This window comes from Microbacterium sp. ZW T5_56, from assembly GCF_044987425.1.
In the GTDB taxonomy this organism is placed as follows: Bacteria; Actinomycetota; Actinomycetes; order Actinomycetales; family Microbacteriaceae; genus Microbacterium.
In genome coordinates, this window is record NZ_JBJDRI010000002.1 from 12257 (window position 1) to 30166 (window position 17910).

General features: G+C 66.8%; 15 protein-coding genes, 2 tRNA genes and 1 pseudogene. 10 read left to right on the forward strand and 8 right to left on the reverse strand.

Going from position 1 to position 17910, the window contains the following annotated elements:
• Nucleotides 1-24: 24 nt before the first annotated feature.
• From ACI3KU_RS01450 to ACI3KU_RS01480, 7 genes are all read left to right on the forward strand, one after another.
• Nucleotides 25-2187, forward strand: coding sequence for an RNA degradosome polyphosphate kinase (locus tag ACI3KU_RS01450; protein ID WP_404920508.1), 2163 nt, complete (start codon nucleotides 25-27; stop codon nucleotides 2185-2187).
• On the forward strand, nucleotides 2184-3122 hold the full coding sequence (locus ACI3KU_RS01455) for an NUDIX domain-containing protein (protein ID WP_404920509.1): 939 nt from the start codon (nucleotides 2184-2186) through the stop codon (nucleotides 3120-3122). Before ACI3KU_RS01450 ends, ACI3KU_RS01455 begins: the two co-directional genes overlap by 4 nt.
• Nucleotides 3123-3255: 133 nt before the next feature.
• Entirely contained in the window at nucleotides 3256-4389 is a 1134-nt protein-coding gene (locus ACI3KU_RS01460; RefSeq protein WP_404920510.1) for a phosphate ABC transporter substrate-binding protein PstS, read from the forward strand.
• Between the two features lie 65 nt (nucleotides 4390-4454).
• Nucleotides 4455-5405 carry a phosphate ABC transporter permease subunit PstC gene (gene pstC, locus ACI3KU_RS01465; protein ID WP_404920511.1) on the forward strand — a complete coding sequence of 317 codons (951 nt, stop codon included), beginning with the start codon at nucleotides 4455-4457 and terminating at the stop codon, nucleotides 5403-5405.
• Nucleotides 5405-6508: a phosphate ABC transporter permease PstA gene (pstA, locus tag ACI3KU_RS01470; RefSeq protein ID WP_404920512.1), complete on the forward strand. Its 1104-nt coding sequence runs from the start codon at nucleotides 5405-5407 to the stop codon at nucleotides 6506-6508. The genes pstC and pstA overlap by 1 nt, the downstream gene beginning before the upstream one ends.
• Nucleotides 6509-6523: 15 nt before the next feature.
• On the forward strand, nucleotides 6524-7303 hold the full coding sequence (gene pstB, locus ACI3KU_RS01475; protein ID WP_404920513.1) for a phosphate ABC transporter ATP-binding protein PstB: 780 nt from the start codon (nucleotides 6524-6526) through the stop codon (nucleotides 7301-7303).
• A gap of 999 nt (nucleotides 7304-8302) precedes the next feature.
• A complete protein-coding gene (locus ACI3KU_RS01480) occupies nucleotides 8303-8743 on the forward strand; it encodes a hypothetical protein (protein WP_404920514.1) in 441 nt (146 codons plus the stop codon).
• Between the two features lie 18 nt (nucleotides 8744-8761).
• On the opposite strand, the gene ACI3KU_RS01485 is transcribed toward ACI3KU_RS01480, so the two are convergent.
• From ACI3KU_RS01485 to ACI3KU_RS01495, 3 genes are all read right to left on the reverse strand, one after another.
• Nucleotides 8762-9562, reverse strand: coding sequence for a hypothetical protein (locus ACI3KU_RS01485; RefSeq protein WP_404920515.1), 801 nt, complete (start codon nucleotides 9560-9562; stop codon nucleotides 8762-8764).
• A complete protein-coding gene (locus ACI3KU_RS01490) occupies nucleotides 9562-10443 on the reverse strand; it encodes an aminodeoxychorismate lyase (RefSeq protein WP_404920516.1) in 882 nt (293 codons plus the stop codon). Before ACI3KU_RS01490 ends, ACI3KU_RS01485 begins: the two co-directional genes overlap by 1 nt.
• A gap of 649 nt (nucleotides 10444-11092) precedes the next feature.
• Nucleotides 11093-11722, reverse strand: coding sequence for a DNA-directed RNA polymerase subunit beta (locus ACI3KU_RS01495; protein ID WP_404920517.1), 630 nt, complete (start codon nucleotides 11720-11722; stop codon nucleotides 11093-11095).
• Between the two features lie 176 nt (nucleotides 11723-11898).
• Here ACI3KU_RS01495 and ACI3KU_RS01500 point away from each other — a divergent pair.
• The 3 genes from ACI3KU_RS01500 to ACI3KU_RS01510 all read left to right on the forward strand — a co-directional run bounded on the left by ACI3KU_RS01500 (nucleotide 11899) and on the right by ACI3KU_RS01510 (nucleotide 13807).
• Nucleotides 11899-11971 (forward strand) — tRNA-Lys (locus ACI3KU_RS01500).
• A gap of 630 nt (nucleotides 11972-12601) precedes the next feature.
• The gene (locus tag ACI3KU_RS01505) at nucleotides 12602-12895 is read left to right on the forward strand and encodes a hypothetical protein (protein ID WP_404920518.1); all 294 of its coding nucleotides are present in this window, start codon (nucleotides 12602-12604) and stop codon (nucleotides 12893-12895) included.
• 516 nt (nucleotides 12896-13411) lie between these two features.
• On the forward strand, nucleotides 13412-13807 hold the full coding sequence (locus tag ACI3KU_RS01510) for a YrdB family protein (RefSeq protein WP_404920519.1): 396 nt from the start codon (nucleotides 13412-13414) through the stop codon (nucleotides 13805-13807).
• Between the two features lies 1 nt (nucleotide 13808).
• Here ACI3KU_RS01510 and ACI3KU_RS01515 read toward each other — a convergent pair whose 3' ends face one another.
• The 5 genes and pseudogenes from ACI3KU_RS01515 to ACI3KU_RS01535 all read right to left on the reverse strand — a co-directional run bounded on the left by ACI3KU_RS01515 (nucleotide 13809) and on the right by ACI3KU_RS01535 (nucleotide 17878).
• A complete protein-coding gene (locus ACI3KU_RS01515; protein WP_404920646.1) occupies nucleotides 13809-14300 on the reverse strand; it encodes a GNAT family N-acetyltransferase in 492 nt (163 codons plus the stop codon).
• Between the two features lie 51 nt (nucleotides 14301-14351).
• Nucleotides 14352-14915, reverse strand: a pseudogene (locus ACI3KU_RS01520) (isochorismatase family protein); the annotation flags it as partial.
• Between the two features lie 114 nt (nucleotides 14916-15029).
• Nucleotides 15030-15105, reverse strand: a tRNA-Thr gene (locus ACI3KU_RS01525).
• A gap of 68 nt (nucleotides 15106-15173) precedes the next feature.
• On the reverse strand, nucleotides 15174-16718 hold the full coding sequence (locus tag ACI3KU_RS01530) for an alpha/beta hydrolase (protein WP_404920520.1): 1545 nt from the start codon (nucleotides 16716-16718) through the stop codon (nucleotides 15174-15176).
• Nucleotides 16715-17878, reverse strand: coding sequence for a DNA polymerase III subunit delta' (locus ACI3KU_RS01535; RefSeq protein WP_404920521.1), 1164 nt, complete (start codon nucleotides 17876-17878; stop codon nucleotides 16715-16717). The genes ACI3KU_RS01530 and ACI3KU_RS01535 overlap by 4 nt, the downstream gene beginning before the upstream one ends.
• Between the last annotated feature and the right edge of the window lie 32 nt (nucleotides 17879-17910).

Here is a 17910-nt window from a genome sequence, read left to right on the forward strand (position 1 = left end):
ACCCGCCACTGTAAGGATGAGCACATGATCGACACGACGATTCCTGACGCCGGACTGGGCGAGGACGACGACGACTTCGACGTGCTTGCCGTGGAATCGGATGACCAGTTCCCCGACGACCGTTTCCTGGATCGCGAGCTGAGCTGGTTGAAGTTCAACCAGCGGGTGCTCGAGCTCGGAGAAGACCCGACAACGCCCCTGATCGAGCGCGCGAACTTCCTGGCGATCTTCGCCAGCAACCTCGACGAGTTCTTCATGGTGCGCGTCGCGGGTCTCAAGCGCCGCATCATCACCGGTCTCGCTGTCCCGACGAATGTGGGACGCGCTCCCGCCGATGTGCTGGCAGACATCTCCGCGGAGGCTCATCGGCTGCAGCTCCGCCACGCGCGGGCCTGGACCGACTCCGTACGTCCGGCGCTGACAGATGCGGGAATCTCCGTGGTGTCGTGGGACACGCTGGATGAAGCAGACCGTGCACACCTCGCGGAGTACTTCCAGGCCCAGGTGTTCCCGGTGCTGATGCCGCTCGCCGTCGACCCGGCCCACCCATTCCCGTACATCTCCGGTCTTTCGCTGAACCTCGCCATCCGCATCCGCAACGCGCGCACGGGGCGCACCGAGTTCGCGCGTCTCAAGGTGCCGCCGATGCTGCCGCGCTTCATCGAGGTGCCAGGTTCCGGCGGCGTCCGCTACATCCTCATCGAGGACCTCATCGCCAACCACCTCAGCGACCTGTTCCCGGGCATGGAGGTCATCGATCACCATGCCTTCCGCCTCACGCGCAACGAGGACATGGTCATCGAGGAGGATGAGACCGAGAACCTCATCCAGGCGCTCGAGGCCGAGCTCATGCGTCGTCGATTCGGGCCGCCGATCCGACTCGAGATCACCGACGACATGGACGAGGTGACGCTGGAGCTGCTGCTGAAGGAGCTCTCCATCACCGACCAGGAGGTGTATCGCCTCCCCGGCGCGCTCGATCTGCGTGCCCTGTTCTCGCTCACCCGCATCGATCGCCCTGAGCTGCGGTATGCGCCGCACGTGCCGGTGACAGCCGTGCCGTTCCGACCCGTCGGCAACGAGAGCCGTGCCGACATCTTCCGCGCGATCCGCAGCGGTGACGTGCTGGTGCACCACCCGTACGAGTCGTTCGCCACCAGCGTCCAGGCTTTCCTGGAGCAGGCTGCGCGCGACCCGCACGTGCTCGCCATCAAGCAGACCCTGTACCGGACGTCGGGTGACAGCCCGATCGTCCAGGCGCTCATCGATGCGGCTGAAGCCGGCAAGCAGGTCCTCGCGCTCGTCGAGGTCAAGGCGCGCTTCGACGAGGCCGCCAATATCAGCTGGGCACGCCAGCTGGAGAAGGCCGGCGTTCACGTGGTGTACGGCCTGGTGGGCCTGAAGACCCACTGCAAGCTGGCCCTCGTCATCCGCGAGGAGGACGGCGTGCTCCGTCATTACTCGCACGTGGGAACGGGCAACTACAACCCGAAGACCTCGCGCCTGTACGAGGATTTCGGCCTGTTCACGATCGACGGCCAGGTGGGCAAGGACCTCACGCGGCTGTTCAACGAGCTCAGCGGCTACGCCATCGAGAAGAAGTTCAAGCGACTGCTCGTAGCGCCGCGTCACCTTCGCAAGGGACTGCTGCGACTCATCGACAAGGAGCGCCGCAACGCCCTCGCCGGCAAGGACGCGTCGATTCGCATCAAGGTCAACTCGATGGTGGACGAGCAGATCATCGACGCGCTGTACCGGGCCTCCGGCGCCGGCGTGAAGGTCCAGGTGTGGGTGCGTGGCATCTGCAGCCTGAAGCCCGGTGTCCCCGGTCTCAGCGAGAACATCACGGTGCGCTCGATTCTGGGCCGCTATCTGGAGCACTCGCGCATCTTCGCGTTCCACAACGACGGCGACCCGCAGTTCTACATCGGCTCGGCCGACATGATGCACCGCAACCTCGATCGTCGTGTGGAGGCGCTGATCCGCGTGGTCGCACCGGCACACCTCACCGAGCTCGACGACCTTTTCGCCCTGGCGATGGATGAGGGGACCAGTTCCTGGCACCTCGGCTCCGAGGGTGAGTGGACGCGACACTCGGCGGATGCGAAGGGCGCTCCGCTCGTGGATGCACAGGATGCGACCATGGCCATGATCGCGCGTCGTCGCCGCGCTCGCGCGGTGCGATGAGCGACACCGCGGTCTACGCGGCCGGCGCGGTCGTCTGGCGCATGGTGGAGGGGAAGCTGCGCATCCTCGTCATCCATCGCACCAAGTACGCCGACGTCACGCTCCCGAAGGGAAAGGTCGACCCCGGCGAGACGCTCGCCGAAACGGCCGTGCGCGAAGTCTTCGAGGAGACCGGCGTGCGCATCGTGCTCGGTGCGCCCGTCGGCGTCTCCCGCTATCGCCTTCCCAGCCGCAAACAGAAGATCGTGCACTATTGGACGGGCGAAGCCACGGAGGCGGCCCTTCGAGCCTCAGCGTTCGTCCCCAACCGCGAGGTCGCCGGGATCGAGTGGGTGTCGCCGAAGCGGGCGCGCACCTACCTCAGTTATCCGGTCGACGTGGAGATCCTGGACAACTTCCTGCAGCTGGTCAACGACGGGGCGCTGGAGACCTTCCCCCTCATCGTGCTGCGCCACGCCCGAGCGGTGGCCCGCGCGGACTGGAAGGGCGAGGACACCGCCCGTCCGCTCACCGCGCGCGGCACCAAACAGGCCGCGCAGATCGCGGGTCCGCTGCGCGCCTTCGGGGTGAAGCGGATCGTCTCCTCCCCCGCGGTGCGCTGCGTGACCACGGCGGTGCCGCTGGCGGCATCGCTCGGGCGGGAGATCGTGCGGGCCGAGGGCCTCAGCCAGGACGCGTTCGAGGCGGGCGAAGACGAGGTCCGCACGATCGTCGGCAAGCGGGTGCGCTCCCGCAAACCGGCCGTGCTGTGCAGCCATCGGCCCGTGATCCCCAAGATCTTCCATGAGATCGCCCTGGCCACCGGAACCGTGGAGGGACGCTATCTCGTGGACGCCGCGGAGCTGCAACCCGCCTCGTTCAGCGTCGTTCACCTATCGGCAACCAACCCCGGATCCGGGATCGTCTCGATCGAGACCTACGAGTCTCGGATCTGAGCGGCACGCAGCGAACTGAGATCGCCCGTTCACCTCCCGTTCACGTAGCCAGCGACACCTGTTTAGAGTCCACACCTACGGTCGTCGTGTGCCTGCACCAGGGCACCAACCGACACAGTGAAGGATTCACCTCGTGAAGCTCACCCGCTTTGTTCAGATCGGCGCCATCGGCGCCGTCGCCGCTCTCGCGCTCGCCGGCTGCGCCGCGAACGAGGGTGGCTCGGGCACCACGGACCCGACCAACGGCTCTTCCTCGGCTTCGTCCGAGACCACCACGTCCGCCGCCCTCGCGGGTGACCTCGTCGGCGGTGGCGCCACCTCGCAGCAGGTCGCCATCCAGACGTGGACCAAGGACTTCCAGATCGCCAACCCGGATGCCACCATCAGCTACGACCCGCAGGGTTCGGGCGCTGGCCGCGAGTCGTTCGGCACCGGCGCGTTCAACTTCGCCGGCTCCGACCGTGCGTTCAAGACCGACGAGATCTCCGGCGGCACCTTCGAGGCGTGCGCCGACGGCAGCGCGCTGGTGGAGATCCCGGCCTACATCTCGCCGATCGCCATCGTCTTCAACCTCGGCGCCGACATCAAGAGCCTGGATCTGGACCCCGCCACGCTCGCCGGCATCTTCGCGGGCACCATCACCAAGTGGAACGACCCGGCGATCGCCGCGACGAACCCTGACGCGAAGCTGCCGGACAGCACCATCAGCCCGGTGCACCGCTCCGACAAGTCGGGCACCACCGGCAACTTCACCGACTACCTTTCGGCCACGGGTGCCGCGGCCTGGACCTACGGTTCGGTCGAGGAGTGGCCCTTCGAGGGCGGCGAGGCTCGTCAGGGCACCTCGGGCGTCATCGAGGCCGTCAAGGGCGGCGAGGGCACGATCGGCTACGCCGACTCGTCCCAGGCCGGCGACCTGGCCTCGGTCAAGGTCAAGGTCGGCGACGCGTACGTCGGCCACTCGGCCGAAGGTGCCGCGGCTGCCGCCGACGCCTCGCCGTTCGAGGATGGCCGTGAGGCCACCGACCTGGCGATCAAGATCGACCGCACCACCACCGCCAAGGACGCTTACCCGGTCGTGCTCATCAGCTACCTGATCGGCTGCAGCGAGTACAAGGACGCCGAGATCGGCGCGCTGGCGAAGGGCTTCTTCTCCGCCGCGATCAGCGAGGCCGGCCAGGAGGCCGCTGCCACGTCGGCCGGCTCGGCGCCCATCTCGGACACGCTCCGCGAGAAGGCTCAGGCCGCTGTGGACGCCATCAAGTGATGACCTGAGGGGTGCGGACCGCCGGTCCGCACCCCTCACCTCTGCTCCCCTCACGGAAAGGCGACATGTCAGCCACCACTGCCGCGACCGATGAACCCATCGTCGCCAAACGACGCGCCGGAGACATCTGGTTCTCTTCAGCCGCGCTGTTCGCGGGTTCCATGATCCTGGTCACGCTGGCCGCTGTTGCGATCTTCCTCATCGTGCAGTCCCTGCCCGCCTTCACTGCGACCAGCGAGGACGCATCGGTTCTGAAGACGAACTTCTGGGACTACGTCTGGCCCCTACTCTTCGGAACCATCTGGGCGGCTTTCCTCGCCCTGCTGATGGCCGTGCCGCTCTCGCTGGGCGTCGCGCTGTTCATCACCCACTACGCACCGCGCCGCCTGGCGCAGACGCTCGGCTACGTGGTGGACCTGCTCGCCGCGGTCCCCTCCGTGGTCTTCGGCCTCTGGGGCATCATCGTGCTTCCCGGGGCCGTTCAGCCCATCTACACGTGGCTCAACACCAACCTCAACTGGATTCCGCTGTTCGGCGGCGACGTCTCCAAGACCGGCAACACCATCCTCACCGCGGCCATGGTGCTGGCGGTCATGGTGGTCCCGATCATCACCGCCATCTGCCGCGAGATCTTCCTGCAGACCCCGAAGCTGCACGAGGAGGCCGCGCTCGCGCTCGGTGCCACGCGCTGGGAGATGGTGCGCATGGCCGTGCTGCCGTTCGGTCGCTCGGGAATCGTGTCGGCCTCCATGCTCGGCCTCGGCCGCGCACTGGGCGAGACCATGGCCGTTGCCATGGTGCTCTCCGCGACCGGAACAGTCTCGTTCCAGCTGCTGACCTCGCTCAACCCCTCGACGATCGCCGCGAACATCGCGCTGACATTCCCGGAGGCGTACAAGGTGAACATCAACGTGCTCATCGCCACCGGTCTCATCCTTTTCGTCGTGACATTCGCCGTCAACGCCGCTGCGCGCTGGCTCGTGAATCGTCGCAAGGAATTCTCGGGAGCGAACTGATGACCTCCACCATCGTCCCCCCGAGCGTTCCCACCGTGGCCGCTCCCGCCTCTGCTCCGCTCACGCGCGGTCAGCTCCCGCGCTGGGCCCCCTGGGCTCTCCTCGGCGGACTGATCGTCGCTCTGGGCGCGGTCTTCGCCCTCGTCTCCGCCGCCAGCGGTGAGGCCTTCAGCGTGGCCGGCTGGCTCGTTGTCTCCGGTATCGCGTACGTGGTGCTCGTGACGGTGCTCTCGGGCATCGTCGAGGGTCGCCGCAAGGCCACTGACCGCCTCGTACTCGCCCTGGTCACCGGTGCCTTCGTCATCGCGATGGTCCCGCTGGTCTCCGTGGCCTGGACCGTCATCGCGTACGGTGTCGCCCGCTTCGACGTGATGTTCTTCTCCAACTCGATGCGCAACATCGTGGGTGAGGGCGGCGGTGCGCTGCACGCCATCATCGGCACGCTGCTCATCACCCTCGGCGCCGCGGTCATCTCCATTCCGATTGGCCTGCTCACCTCGATCTACCTCGTGGAGTACGGCCAGGGGCGCAAGCTCGCCCAGGGCATCACGTTCCTCGTGGACGTCATGACGGGCATCCCCTCGATCGTCGCGGGTCTGTTCGCCTACGCGGTGTTCGCCCTGATCTTCGGGCCGGGCGTCCGCATGGGGATCATGGGCTCGGTAGCTCTCGCCGTGCTGATGATCCCGGTGGTCGTGCGCTCCAGCGAGGAGATGCTGCGCCTGGTTCCCAACGAACTGCGTGAGGCGGCCTTCGCGCTGGGTGTTCCGAAGTGGCTGACGATCCTCAAGGTCGTGCTGCCCACCTCCATCGCCGGCATCACCACGGGCATCATGCTGGCCATCTCCCGTGTGATCGGTGAGACGGCACCGCTGCTCATCACCGCGGGATTTGCCGCGTCGATGAACTACAACCTGTTCGATGGGCGCATGCAGACCCTGCCGGTGTTCGTGTACACCGAGTGGGCCAACAAGGGAATCCCGCCCGAGGCCTACGTGGACCGGGCCTGGGCCGGTGCCCTCACACTTATCATCATCGTCATGGTGTTGAACCTCGTCGCGCGTCTCGTCGCGAAGTTCTTCGCCCCCAAGACCGGCCGCTGAGCCGAAAGGAACATCGTGTCCAAGAGCATCGAGGTCAACGACCTGAACGTCTACTACGGCGACTTCCTCGCCGTGGAGGGCGTCTCCATCAACATCGAGCCGCGCACCGTGACCGCCTTCATCGGCCCGTCCGGCTGTGGCAAGTCCACCTTCCTGCGCACCCTGAACCGTATGCACGAGGTCATCCCCGGCGCGCACGTGAAGGGTGAGGTCCTCCTCGACGGCAACAACCTCTACGGCGCCGGGGTCGATCCCGTGATGGTACGCCGCCAGGTAGGCATGGTGTTCCAGCGCCCCAACCCGTTCCCCACGATGTCCATCAAGGAGAACGTGCTGGCGGGCGTCAAGCTGAACAACTCGCGCATGAGCAGGTCCGACCAGGACGCGCTCGTGGAGAAGTCGCTGCAGGGCGCCAACCTCTGGAACGAGGTCAAGGACCGTCTCGACAAGCCGGGATCGGGTCTGTCCGGTGGACAGCAGCAGCGTCTGTGCATCGCTCGCGCGATCGCCGTCTCCCCCGACGTCATCCTGATGGACGAGCCCTGCTCGGCCCTCGACCCGATCTCGACCTTCGCGATCGAGGAGCTCATCAACGAGCTGAAGAACGACTACACGGTGGTCATCGTCACGCACAACATGCAGCAGGCATCGCGGGTGAGCGACAAGACGGCGTTCTTCAACATCGCCGGCACCGGCAAGCCCGGCAAGCTCATCGAGTACGCGGACACCACGACGATCTTCACGACCCCGTCCGTCCAGGCCACCGAGGACTACGTCTCCGGCCGCTTCGGTTGATCCACGCTTCTCGGAAACGGGGCCGGCCTTTCGAGGCCGGCCCCGTTCTGTGTTCCCGTGTGCCGCGGGTGAGCGGCGCGCGGGTGGCGCGCGGTGTGGTGGGCGCGCGGGTGAGTGGTGCGCGGTGGTGTCGCGAAACGAGGACATTGTCGCGAAGCGAGGACGATTCCGGGCTTTTGGTCCTCTCGGGGATGAAATCTCCTCGATTCGGGACAGGTCGGTGTGGCGGTCGATTCCCCTGGCTGAGACGTGCCGACCCGGAGCGGTGCGGCGCGGCGCGGGCAAACGTCGCACTGCCAGGGTGACCGCTGCGCACGCCGTCACGCGTGCGTGCCGCGCCACGCGCACTGAGCGCGTGACGCGGGCGGCGTCACGAAACGAGGACATTGTCGCGAGACGAGGACGATCCCGGGCTTCTGGCGCCCGAGGGGACGAAATCTCCTCGATTCGGGACAGGTCAGGGTGGCCGTGAGTCCCCCGGTGTTGACGTGCCGTGGTCGTGAGGCCGCATCGCCCCTGCTGGACCTCCAATCACTGCGTACGCCGACACGCGGTGTGCATCCCCACCGCACTGACTACGGGTGAGGCGCGGGCGACGTCACGAAACGAGGACATTGTCGCGAGACGAGGACGATCCCCGACTTTTGGCGCCCGCGGGGACGAAATCTCCTCGATTCGGGACAGGTCAGGTGGCCGTGAGCCCGCCGGCGCTGACGCGCCGTCTCGTGGCCGTGAGGCGCGGGCCGCGTCGTCCCCTCTGCTGGGCCGCCGAGCGCTGAGCATGGTGTGCCCGCCGCACTGATTGCGCGTGTGACGCCGGCGGCGTCGCGAAACGAGGACATCGTCGCGAAGCGAGGACAGTGTCGGGGTCTCAGCACTCGCCAGCACGAAATCCCCTCCGTTCATGACATTACGGGCAGGCCGACGATCGCTCCTGCGCGGGCGAGGGAGTCGGATGACCTGGTTGAGCTTCGGGCGACCCGCCGATAGCCTGCGAGCATGTCCTTCCTGGAGAGCGCGCGCCCGTCAACCGCTTCCCCGGTTCGCTCGCGGACCCGGGGTGCCACCGCTCTGATCGGCGTCGCGCTCGGCGTCGGGCTCTATCTCGGAGGCGGAGCCGTGGCTGCGCTGAGCTGGATCGCGCCGGGTACCGTCTTGACGCTCATCGGGGCGGCAGTGTTGACGCTGCTGTGGCTGCTTTGTCTGAAGCTCCTGCCCGATTCGCTCGTTTTCGCGGGTATCGTCTCGATCCTGCTCATGACGATCATCGCGTTCGCCGGCCCCGGCTTCCCCGGTCGCGTGTGGAGTCCCGGAGGTCTTCTGCCCGCGACCTTGCTGATGGGCGCGACCAGTGCCTTCACCGCGACCTTCTCGATACTGTCGCTCGGAGTGCCATTCGTCATGGCCGTGGGTCGTCGATCGTCATCGACACGCTCGTGAACGAAGCCGAGGTCGGGTTCAGCCCGTCTGCGACCAGCGCAGCCTCATCGACAGCGACTCAGTCCCTCCGGCGTTCGTGATCCGCTCCCCCGCCGCGAACTCGCCCGGGGTGCAGGTCCACGGCTCGACGCAGATCCCGCGCGGATCCTGCTCGTAGATCACCCAGATCCGCGACTCGCTCTCCACGGCGAGGGTCCTACCGTCTTTCCAGCGCAGTCGCGGCACGATGCGCGCACCACGATGCACCGCGTTGCGCGGCGTCGCGGCCGGCTCGTCCGAGAGCGATTCGACGCCGGCGTCATCCGCGAGAATCAGCTCGTCGAAGTCCGCGTCGAGTTCGGGGAGACTTCCGTCCGCTTCCCGAACGAACCACGGATGGAATCCGAGCCCCACCGGCGCGGACTGCTCCAGCGTCCATTCAAGATTCACCTCGAGTCGGTCCGAGAACAGCTGATAGGACTGCCACGCGACGCCCTGCCACGGGCCGTCGGTGATCTCGTGCTCGAACTCGACCCAGTTGCCGCCCTGCCCGGTCACGTCCCACGTCCGATCCAGGAGGAATCCATGCGAGATCTTGCCCTGGCTGCGGCTCGGCAGGTCGATCCGTTCGGATCCATTGCGCGCGACCCGCGAGGGCACGGTACCGGGCCACGGCGCGAGCGGGTAGTTGCCGCCGACCCACTCGCCTGTACCGGCGACGCTCGGGTCGGCTGCGAGGAACTCCGCGCCCGCAACCGTCAGCGACAGCAGGGCGGCACCGTCGGTGGGCGTCAGAAGCGCGCGCGCTTCCCCGGCGGCGAGTTCGACAAACTCCGCCATCAGTCGCGCGGCGAGAGGAGGTACGCGTTCATCTCGGCGGTGAGTTCGTCGTCGACGGTCAGCGAACTCTCGTCGACCGACGTGATCGGCGCTGCGAGTCGAACACTCGAGACCAGCCAGGCGGCGTCGGCTTCGGCGAGGGCTTCAGTGCGCAGCGTCTCGTAGCCGACCTCGAATCCACGCGACGACAGGTACTGGAACAGGCTGATCTGCGTGGTGCCGTGCAGGATCCCCGCGCCCGGAGCCGGTGTGACGAAGCGGTCACCCCTACGAATGACGACGGATGCCGTCGGCGCCTCCAACAGGATGCCGTCGGACGAGTGGAACACCGCGTCGTCCGCACCGCGCTTGTGCGCTTCACGGATCGCCGCCATGTTCACGGCGTACGACAGGGTCTTCGCTCCGAGCAGGAGCCACGGCGCCCGCGCGGGCGCCTCGCTGTCGATGCCGCGGTCGAGGGTGACCACGGCGATTCCCTCGGTGCGCGCCTGCGAGTTGTCTGCGGCGGGAGCGAGTGTCACCCAGGCCGTCGGAGTGGGGCCGTGCTCCACACCGCGGCTCAGGATGAGCTTGATGACGTACTCCCCTGGGCCGCTGTGCGATGCAGCGATAGCGATCGCCTCGCGCCACTGGGTGAGGTTCGGCGCGGGCAGATCGCACAGTCTCGCCGAGTGCTCCAGTCGCTCGAGGTGCGGTCCGACTTCCTGCGCATGCCCGTCGACCACGCCGATCGACTCAAAGATCCCGTCGCCCCGCTGCGTGCTGAGCTCGCCGACGGACAGAGCGGGTGCGGACGGATCGGTCTCGGCGAACGTGTCAGAGAATCCGGAGCGATGGTCATCAGCCGCAACCGGCCGAATGAGCAGTGCGAAGCGCGTCATGTCCTGAGCCTAGTCCGGCGGGTTTGATCGACACGCGGAGCACCCCGGACAAGGAAAGACCGGGCCGCAGAAACGCCTCTCGGCGCGAGGCCGCTCGGAGCGGCAAGTTTTGGAGCCCGGGGTTACTGCGGCCCGGCACTCGATCATAACGCGGTCGTGCGTGAAGGTATTCCGAGGCTGGGGATCAGTGGCATTGGCAGCGCAGATCCGGGCGTGTCCTGGCACGGACCCGGAGTATCGCGGCACGGATCTTGACTGCGGAGCTCAACTGACTGGTCCGGTCAAGCGCTCAGTCGACGAGTCAGGCGGCAAGCCGACGAGTCAGCCGGCAAGTCGACGATTCAGACGCTCACCCGACGATTCCGAAGCGCAGCCGACGAGCCAGGCGCCAAGCCGACGAGTCAAGCGCTCAGTCGACGAGTCAAGCGGCAAGCCGGCGAAGCAGGCGGCAAGCCGAGGAGTCAGACGCTCACCCGAAGCTTCAGACGCGCAGCCGACGAGCCACGTACTCGGTCGACGAGTCAAGCGCCCAGCCGACAAGACGTGTACTCGGTCGACGAGTCATGCGCCCGGTTGACGAGCCAGAAGCCAAGTCGGCGGGTCAGGTGCTCAGCCAGCGATGCCTGCGTCAGGTGAGGCGGCTGCCGTCTCAGGTGAGGGTGCCGGCACGCCAGTGGGCCGCCGCGGCATCGAGGTCCGCGGCGAATGTGGACAACCGCAGAGCTTTCGTCGTCAGTGCGGTGGAGCGTTCCGGCTCGGTGAGCTCGTAGTCGTCCGCGAGGTGCGTCGCACCCGATGCCTCGACCCGACTGAACGAGGCGGCGCGGTTGAGGGCGACAGCGAAGTCCCCGTCGAACACTCCGCGGAGGATCGCATCGGCAAGCGCCACCATCTCATCCGGCCCGGCCGGTGTCGGCGCTCCCGCGACGATCGGATCGGCAGAGGCGAGCTCGTGGCGTCCACGCTCATAGATGATGCTGGACGTGTTGGCGTCCTCGTGGACCATCAGCTGCAGCAGGTAGATCCGCCAGAGCGCGCCGGGGAGGCTGCGGGCTGGTGCCTGCGACCACAGCGACGCGATCGTGTCTATACCATGCTCCGCGGTGAATGCGACGAGCCGCTCGACCACTTCGGCCTCGGGATCTTCACGCACGCGCGAAAGCAGCGCGTGCGCCGTGGAATGCGCCACGCGAGCGGTGTCGGCCGGGTCATGTCCGCCGAAGATCGTGTCGAACATCGACGACGGCCGGCGCACCGGCTTATGGAACGACTCAGGCATCCATCCAGCGTACGCGCGGCTCCCCGGGCGAGGGCCCACGTGCGCCGAATCCATGACCATGCGCCGAAAACATGAGGGATCCGCCGAAGTGGTCATGAGTTCGGCGCACCTTCATGCCCTCACGCCCGACGCAGCGCGACGCGCACCACCCCGCCGAACCTCTAGAGTGGATGTACGGGCCTCTAGCTCAGTTGGCAGAGCATCGGACTTTTAATCCGCGGGTCGTGGGTTCGAGCCCCACGGGGCCCACCGTGACACGAGATCGCGTCGGCCCGCCGTAGGGCCGAACCGGAAACTGCATGGTGGAGGCCCCTCGCAGTGCGGCGGTACGGAGCGTACTGGCACTGCCGTGCGTTGCTCAGCGGCGCTACGATCCACCCATGGTCCGACGACGATCCGGTGATGTGCAGACTCTGCATCCCAACGCGAAGCGAATTAGGCTTGCGCCTGTTGCTATATGTCTTCTCGCCTGACCGGCTGGGGACATTCTCGTTGCGATCAAGGCTCAATGGTGATCAACGCCGACATCGTGAGCGGAGCGCAGGCGAGTAAGACGATGTGCCACGAGATCGGACATTTCACCGGCCTCTGGCACTACTCGGGGACTGCCTACAGTTGCATGGTGAGCGGGTCTTCGACTTTGACGAGCTACCACGCCACTGAAGTTTCACTGATCAATCGAAAGTACTAACCATGTTGGGCAACAACGCCACGGGCTCTCCCCGTGGGATTTCAGCCGCCCGTTTGCGGCAACGTCACCCAATCCGCCCCGTTTGCCCGGCCCTCGCATCGATCATTCTGGCATTGTCACTGGTGTCATGCGCGTCTCCTCAAGATAGCGGGAATGCGGCCCCTCCTCCATCGCCAGAGACGGTCGCGATGTCATCGGAGATTCTCGGCGATTGGGGTGTGCTGGGCCCCGATGCCGAACCCGTGACCAACACGAACGAGATACTCCAACGGTCGGACATCGCCATCACAGGCACGATTCGCGGCTACACCGAAGGGACTTACGTCGCGCGAACCAATGGTGTCGTCGTGAGACCCGTCATCGCCAGCATCGAGAATGTAACCGTCCAATTTGGCGACTTGCCGAAGCAGTCTGATGGCGTGCTCTATGTCGCTCTCATTGCACCCGCGGGCATCGAGGCCGTCAGCCGGAGCGTCCCGTAGCTCTGTACGGCTGGCAGATCAACGCTCCAGAAAGGGACGGCGGCGAACCCGGCGGCGTCGAGGGAATCCCGGCCGGACAACCGTTGTACGGGTCGGCTCATCCCGCCGGTCTCGTTTTCCAGCTCGGTTCACCTGACAAGCCGATCCTCGTTTGGCCCGAGCTCGGCGGCGTCGCGCCAGGACTCACTCTTGATAATGTGCTCCCAGGACACGACCTCAAGATCACAGAGGACGAAGCCGCCTATCTGAGCTCCTTCGGCTGAGCCGAAAGCTGCACGTTCGCGCAGGGAGTCGGACGGGCTCGACCGTGTCGACGAATGCCAACCGTGCAGACCCCATGCCTACGCTTCTGCAGCGCATTCCTCGAATCGTTCACTGTGCCTCCTCCGTCCAGGAGAGGGCTGCGTAGCTAGGTCCCGTCCGTCGTGACGACATCGCGTGGCCGGGGCAGTGGCTCAGCCTGAGACTGACGCCGTCAATGTGCGCCGTAGCGCACAGCACCGATACGGTGATTCCATGACCGAAGACCCGGCCGGTTGGGTCCGTGGCGGCTCTGCCCGACGCGTCGCGTTGATCGTGCGCTTCGTGATGGAGCTCGCGCTCCTCATCGGCGCGTTCGCGGCCGCGTGGCGACTCACCACCGGCGGGTGGCAGTGGGCGAGCGGGATCGCCGCGGTGGTCGTCGTCGCGGTGGTGTGGGCGTTGTTCCTCTCGCCGAAAGCAGAGTACCCGCTTCCCGAGGCGGCGCGGCTCGCGATCGAGACAGCACTGGTCTCAGCGGTCGCGATCCTGCTCTCCGTCGGCGGATTGACTGCCGTGGCCGTCATCGGCTTCCTGATCTGGCTCGCCGACCGGATCGCGGTGTCCGTGTTGGATCCTCACCGCGGACGCCGCCCGACGCACCACCGCTGACCTACAGCCGGCGCGACATCTCGATCTCGTCGCCGATCGACGCCGTGAAGTGAACCCCGGTCGCAACGAACCCCGCGCGACGGTACGCGGCCTGCGCACGCAGGTTATCGACGTGGACATCCAGGAAGATCTCCGACAGTCCCTCCGCGCGCGCCCACGCGCCGCAGATGGTCAGGAGGTCGTCGATCACACCGTCCCCGCGAGCCGCAGGGTCCACGAAGACGCCGACGATGATGGCGCGGTCCACCGGACGAAGCACGCCGAACTCGTTGACGGATCCCGCCTGCTGGATCAGCACCGTGGCTGTGCCGATCCACTCCCCCGCGCGCTCTGCGATGAACTGGGCGGCAGTCGAACTGCCCTCCGCCGCATTCTCCGCGCGGTCCTGCCAGAACGAATCCGGCTCCGCGCTGGATGCTTCGACTGTGCTGAGGAACGCGATGTCCGCATCCGGATCGGCGAGCGCGCGCAGACGCAGCTCCTTGACCCGCATCCATTCGTCCGCCCGCACCTGGCGCACGGTCGTGACGATCTCCGAAGGCTCCAGATCAGCCCCGGCAGCGGCGAGTTCGCTCAACGCGCGCGCGCTCGACTCCTGCGCCACGCCAGCGATCAGGTCGGTGAGGACGCGCACCTCGAATCCGGCGTGTACGGCATCCAGCGCGGAGGCGCGGACGCAGTGATCGGTGGCGATCCCCACCACATCGACCTCCGTCACACCATACGAAGCGAGCAGGGCCGCCGTGCCGATGCCATCCTCGGTCGCTCCTTGGAACATCGAGTAGGCCGGGACGCCCTGACCCTTCCGCACGTGGTCCGTGATGGCGGTCGTATCCAGCAGCGGGTCGTAGTCCGCGCCCGGCGTGCCGGCCACGCAGTGCACCGGCCAGGTGTCCACGAAATCGGGGGTGCCGGTGGCGAAATGGCCGCCGTTGTCTCCGTCCGCGTCATGCCAGTCGCGGGATGCCACAATGCGCTCGTACTCACCGGCATGCTCAGCCAGGAAGGCTGTGACGCCCGCTGCCACGGCATCACCTCCGGCGACGGGGAGGGCGCCACCCTCCGTGAAGTCGTTCTGGATGTCCACGATCAGAAGTGCTCGAGCCATAGAGCGAGCCTACGTGTTTCCGCAGGGAAGCACGTCCGGCTCACAGGGCGAAGCTCGGCCAGGTGACAGAGCATCGGGAAACTCGAAAACCCCCGGCGAACCGGGGGTTTTCTATGGAGCCGCTTGTCGGAATCGAACCGACGACCTAGTCATTACGAGTGACTCGCTCTGCCGACTGAGCTAAAGCGGCGGGCCGTGGATCAGCTTACAGCATGTGCCGCTGTGCTCTGAAACCGGTCAGCTTCCGGGCGAGCCGGTTCACTCGCAGCGCAGTCCGTCTTCCGGCGCGGTGCCGTCGATCAGGTAGCCCTCGACGGCGTCGTCGACGCAGTTGCTGCCCTTGCCGTAACCGGTGTGCCCCTCACCTACGCGGGTGATCAGGACGCCCTGCGCCAGCTGATCCGCGAGGTTCACGGACCACTGATACGGCGTGGCCGGGTCGTTGGTGGTGCCGACCACCACGATAGGACCGGTGCCCTCGGCAACGATCGGGGCACGCACGCCGGTCGCCGGGACGGGCCACGACGCGCAGGAGTTGGGACCGTCCCAGAAGTCAGCGATCGTGGGTGCCTCGGCCCGCAGGCGCTCCTCGGCGGCTGCAGAGTCGGTATCGCCCTCATCCGGGTAATCCATGCAGTTGTACGCGGTGAACGCTTCCGTCGAATTGTCCTCGTACTCGCCGGGACCCACGCGGCCGTTGTAAAAGTCCGCCAGCGACATCGCGATGGTGCCGTCACCCTCGAGCGCGCCGGACAGCGCCTGCGACAGGTAGCTCCAGTTGTCCCGGTTGTACATCGCCGCGGAGATCGCCGTCATGAGCGTGTTTCCATCGAGGACGCGCTTGTCCTTCGTGGGCAGCGGAGACGCATCGACCGCGTGCATCAGCGTGGACAGATCAGTGAGCGCCTGATCCACGTCGCCCGAGAACGGGCAGTCCCGCGTGGTGACGCAGTCGGACATGTAGGCACGCAGCGCGGACTCGAACCCCGCCGCCTGCGTGAGCCCCACATCCGTTCCCGAGACGCTCGGATCGATCGCGCCGTCGAGCACCAGTCGTCCCGCTCGCTGCGGGAACTGCTGCGCGTAGCTGGCTCCGAGGAAGGTGCCGTAGGAGTATCCGAGATAGTTCAACTGCTCGTCCCCCAGGACGCCACGGAGGATGTCGAGATCGTTCGCGGCGTTCACCGTGGTGATGAACGGCAGGATCCCGTCCGAGTTCGCGGCGCAGGCCTCCGCAAACGTCGTGCCGCGGGCATCCATCTCGGTGCGTCGTTCCTCGCTGCCCAGCGCGCCGGCATACGGATCGTAGAGCATGGCGTCCTTCTCGTCACCGTCGAGGCACGTCACAGCCGTCGACTCCCCCACACCACGGGGATCGAAGCCGATGACGTCAAAGTGCTCGCGCAGCGGCTTGCCGACAGCGAAGCTCAGCGAATCGCGGATGAGTCCGACACCGCTGGCACCCGGACCACCGGGATTCGTGAGGAGGGATCCCTGGCGCTTGCCCAGTGCGACGCTGCGGATCACCGCGAGCTCGATACTGCGCTCCTCGGGGTGCTCGTAGTCGAGCGGCACCTCCACCGTGGTGCACTGGAAGGTGGTGTTGCAGATCTTCCAGTCCAGCTCCTGCGTGTAGAAGCGGACGAGGTTCTCCGGGACGCCCTCCGTGGAGGCGGGAACGTTCTGATAGATCTCGCCCGCGCCCTTCGGGATCTGCGAGTAGAGACAGGCGCTGAGGGTAAGCGAAGCCGTGACCAGCAGCGCGAGCGCAGCCATCCCCCGTCGCAGCAGCGTGGTCTTCATGGTGTCCTTCCAGTTCCGACCGTGATGAGCAGACTCTCGATCGCGAGCACAGGCGCGGCATTCTGCTGGAGCGCCTCACGAGTGGCCGTGATCGCATCCAGCACGGTGAGAGTGCGCTGTGGCGTCCACTGCTCCGTGCGGGCGCGCGCATCCGCCGCCAGTTCCACGTTGATCAGTCCGTCCGTGCGCCCGAACTGCATCATGGCGATGTCACGGAACAGGGACTGCATATCAGTGAGCACACGGTCCAGGCCATCGCGCAGACTGCGGGTGGCGCGACGCTTCTGGTCATCCTCGAGCGCGTTCAGCTGGGATCGCACGGCGGGAGGGATGGCCGCTCCCTCGACGATGCCGACGGTGCGCAGCAAGGAGGCCCGCTCCGCCTCATCGCGCGCGGCCGTCAGCGCCTTCGCATCTTCCGTGGCAGCCTGCACGATCTGGCCCGCCACCTCGATCACGTCACCGATGGATCGCACCGCCAGCACGCCGCGCAGCGTGGCGTCACGACGTCGACGCGAGGCTTCGTCCGTCGCGAGGCGCTGAGCCATGCCGATGTGGCGCTGCGCGTGCCGCGCGGACTGCTCGGCGATCTCGGCCGACACACCCGTGCGAGCCTGGATGAGGCGAGCGACGTCGGCGACCTCCGGCTCACGCAGACGCAGCGTGCGGACGCGGGAGCGGATCGTGGGCAGCAGATCCGCCTCCGACGGGGCGCACAGCACCCAGACCGTCTCGTCCGGCGGCTCCTCGAGCGCCTTGAGCAGCACGTTGGACGTTCGCTCGGTCATGCGGTCGGCATCCTCGACGACGATCACGCGATGGCGACCGGCGGACGGCGACAGATAGCTGCGCTCGACCAGGGCGCGCGCGTCTTTGATGGAGATGATCACGCCCTCGGTGCGCAGCGCGGAGAGGTCGGGATGCGTGCGCGCCATGACCTGACGCATCGCCTGCTCATCTCCCGGAGGGGCGATCAACGACGCCGCAAAAGCGTAGGCAAGTGTGGAGCGCCCGGAACCAGGAGGACCCGTGATGAGCCAGGCATGCGTCATGCTCGCAGGATCGGCGGCGGCGGAGCGCAGCGTTTCGACAGCGTCGTCCTGCCCCCAGACATCCCCCCAGGGAAGATCCCGGGTGTCGGGGGTGGTCGCCGTGTGCATGGATTCAGCCTAGCGGGGGCCTCCCCCACTGC

Excerpts from the sequence above, each read along its gene's own strand:
- ACI3KU_RS01505 (WP_404920518.1), top strand. The coding sequence starts at position 12,602 with ATGTCATCGGAGATTCTCGGCGATTGGGGTGTGCTGGGCCCCGATGCC.
- ACI3KU_RS01490 (WP_404920516.1), bottom strand. The coding sequence starts at position 10,443 with ATGACGCGCTTCGCACTGCTCATTCGGCCGGTTGCGGCTGATGACCAT.
- ACI3KU_RS01450 (WP_404920508.1), top strand. The coding sequence starts at position 25 with ATGATCGACACGACGATTCCTGACGCCGGACTGGGCGAGGACGACGAC.
- pstA (WP_404920512.1), top strand. The coding sequence starts at position 5,405 with ATGACCTCCACCATCGTCCCCCCGAGCGTTCCCACCGTGGCCGCTCCC.
- pstC (WP_404920511.1), top strand. The coding sequence starts at position 4,455 with ATGTCAGCCACCACTGCCGCGACCGATGAACCCATCGTCGCCAAACGA.
- ACI3KU_RS01480 (WP_404920514.1), top strand. The coding sequence starts at position 8,303 with ATGTCCTTCCTGGAGAGCGCGCGCCCGTCAACCGCTTCCCCGGTTCGC.
- ACI3KU_RS01515 (WP_404920646.1), bottom strand. The coding sequence starts at position 14,300 with ATGCGGGTCAAGGAGCTGCGTCTGCGCGCGCTCGCCGATCCGGATGCG.
- ACI3KU_RS01485 (WP_404920515.1), bottom strand. The coding sequence starts at position 9,562 with ATGGCGGAGTTTGTCGAACTCGCCGCCGGGGAAGCGCGCGCGCTTCTG.
- ACI3KU_RS01495 (WP_404920517.1), bottom strand. The coding sequence starts at position 11,722 with ATGCCTGAGTCGTTCCATAAGCCGGTGCGCCGGCCGTCGTCGATGTTC.
- ACI3KU_RS01530 (WP_404920520.1), bottom strand. The coding sequence starts at position 16,718 with ATGAAGACCACGCTGCTGCGACGGGGGATGGCTGCGCTCGCGCTGCTG.
- ACI3KU_RS01455 (WP_404920509.1), top strand. The coding sequence starts at position 2,184 with ATGAGCGACACCGCGGTCTACGCGGCCGGCGCGGTCGTCTGGCGCATG.
- ACI3KU_RS01535 (WP_404920521.1), bottom strand. The coding sequence starts at position 17,878 with ATGCACACGGCGACCACCCCCGACACCCGGGATCTTCCCTGGGGGGAT.
- ACI3KU_RS01510 (WP_404920519.1), top strand. The coding sequence starts at position 13,412 with ATGACCGAAGACCCGGCCGGTTGGGTCCGTGGCGGCTCTGCCCGACGC.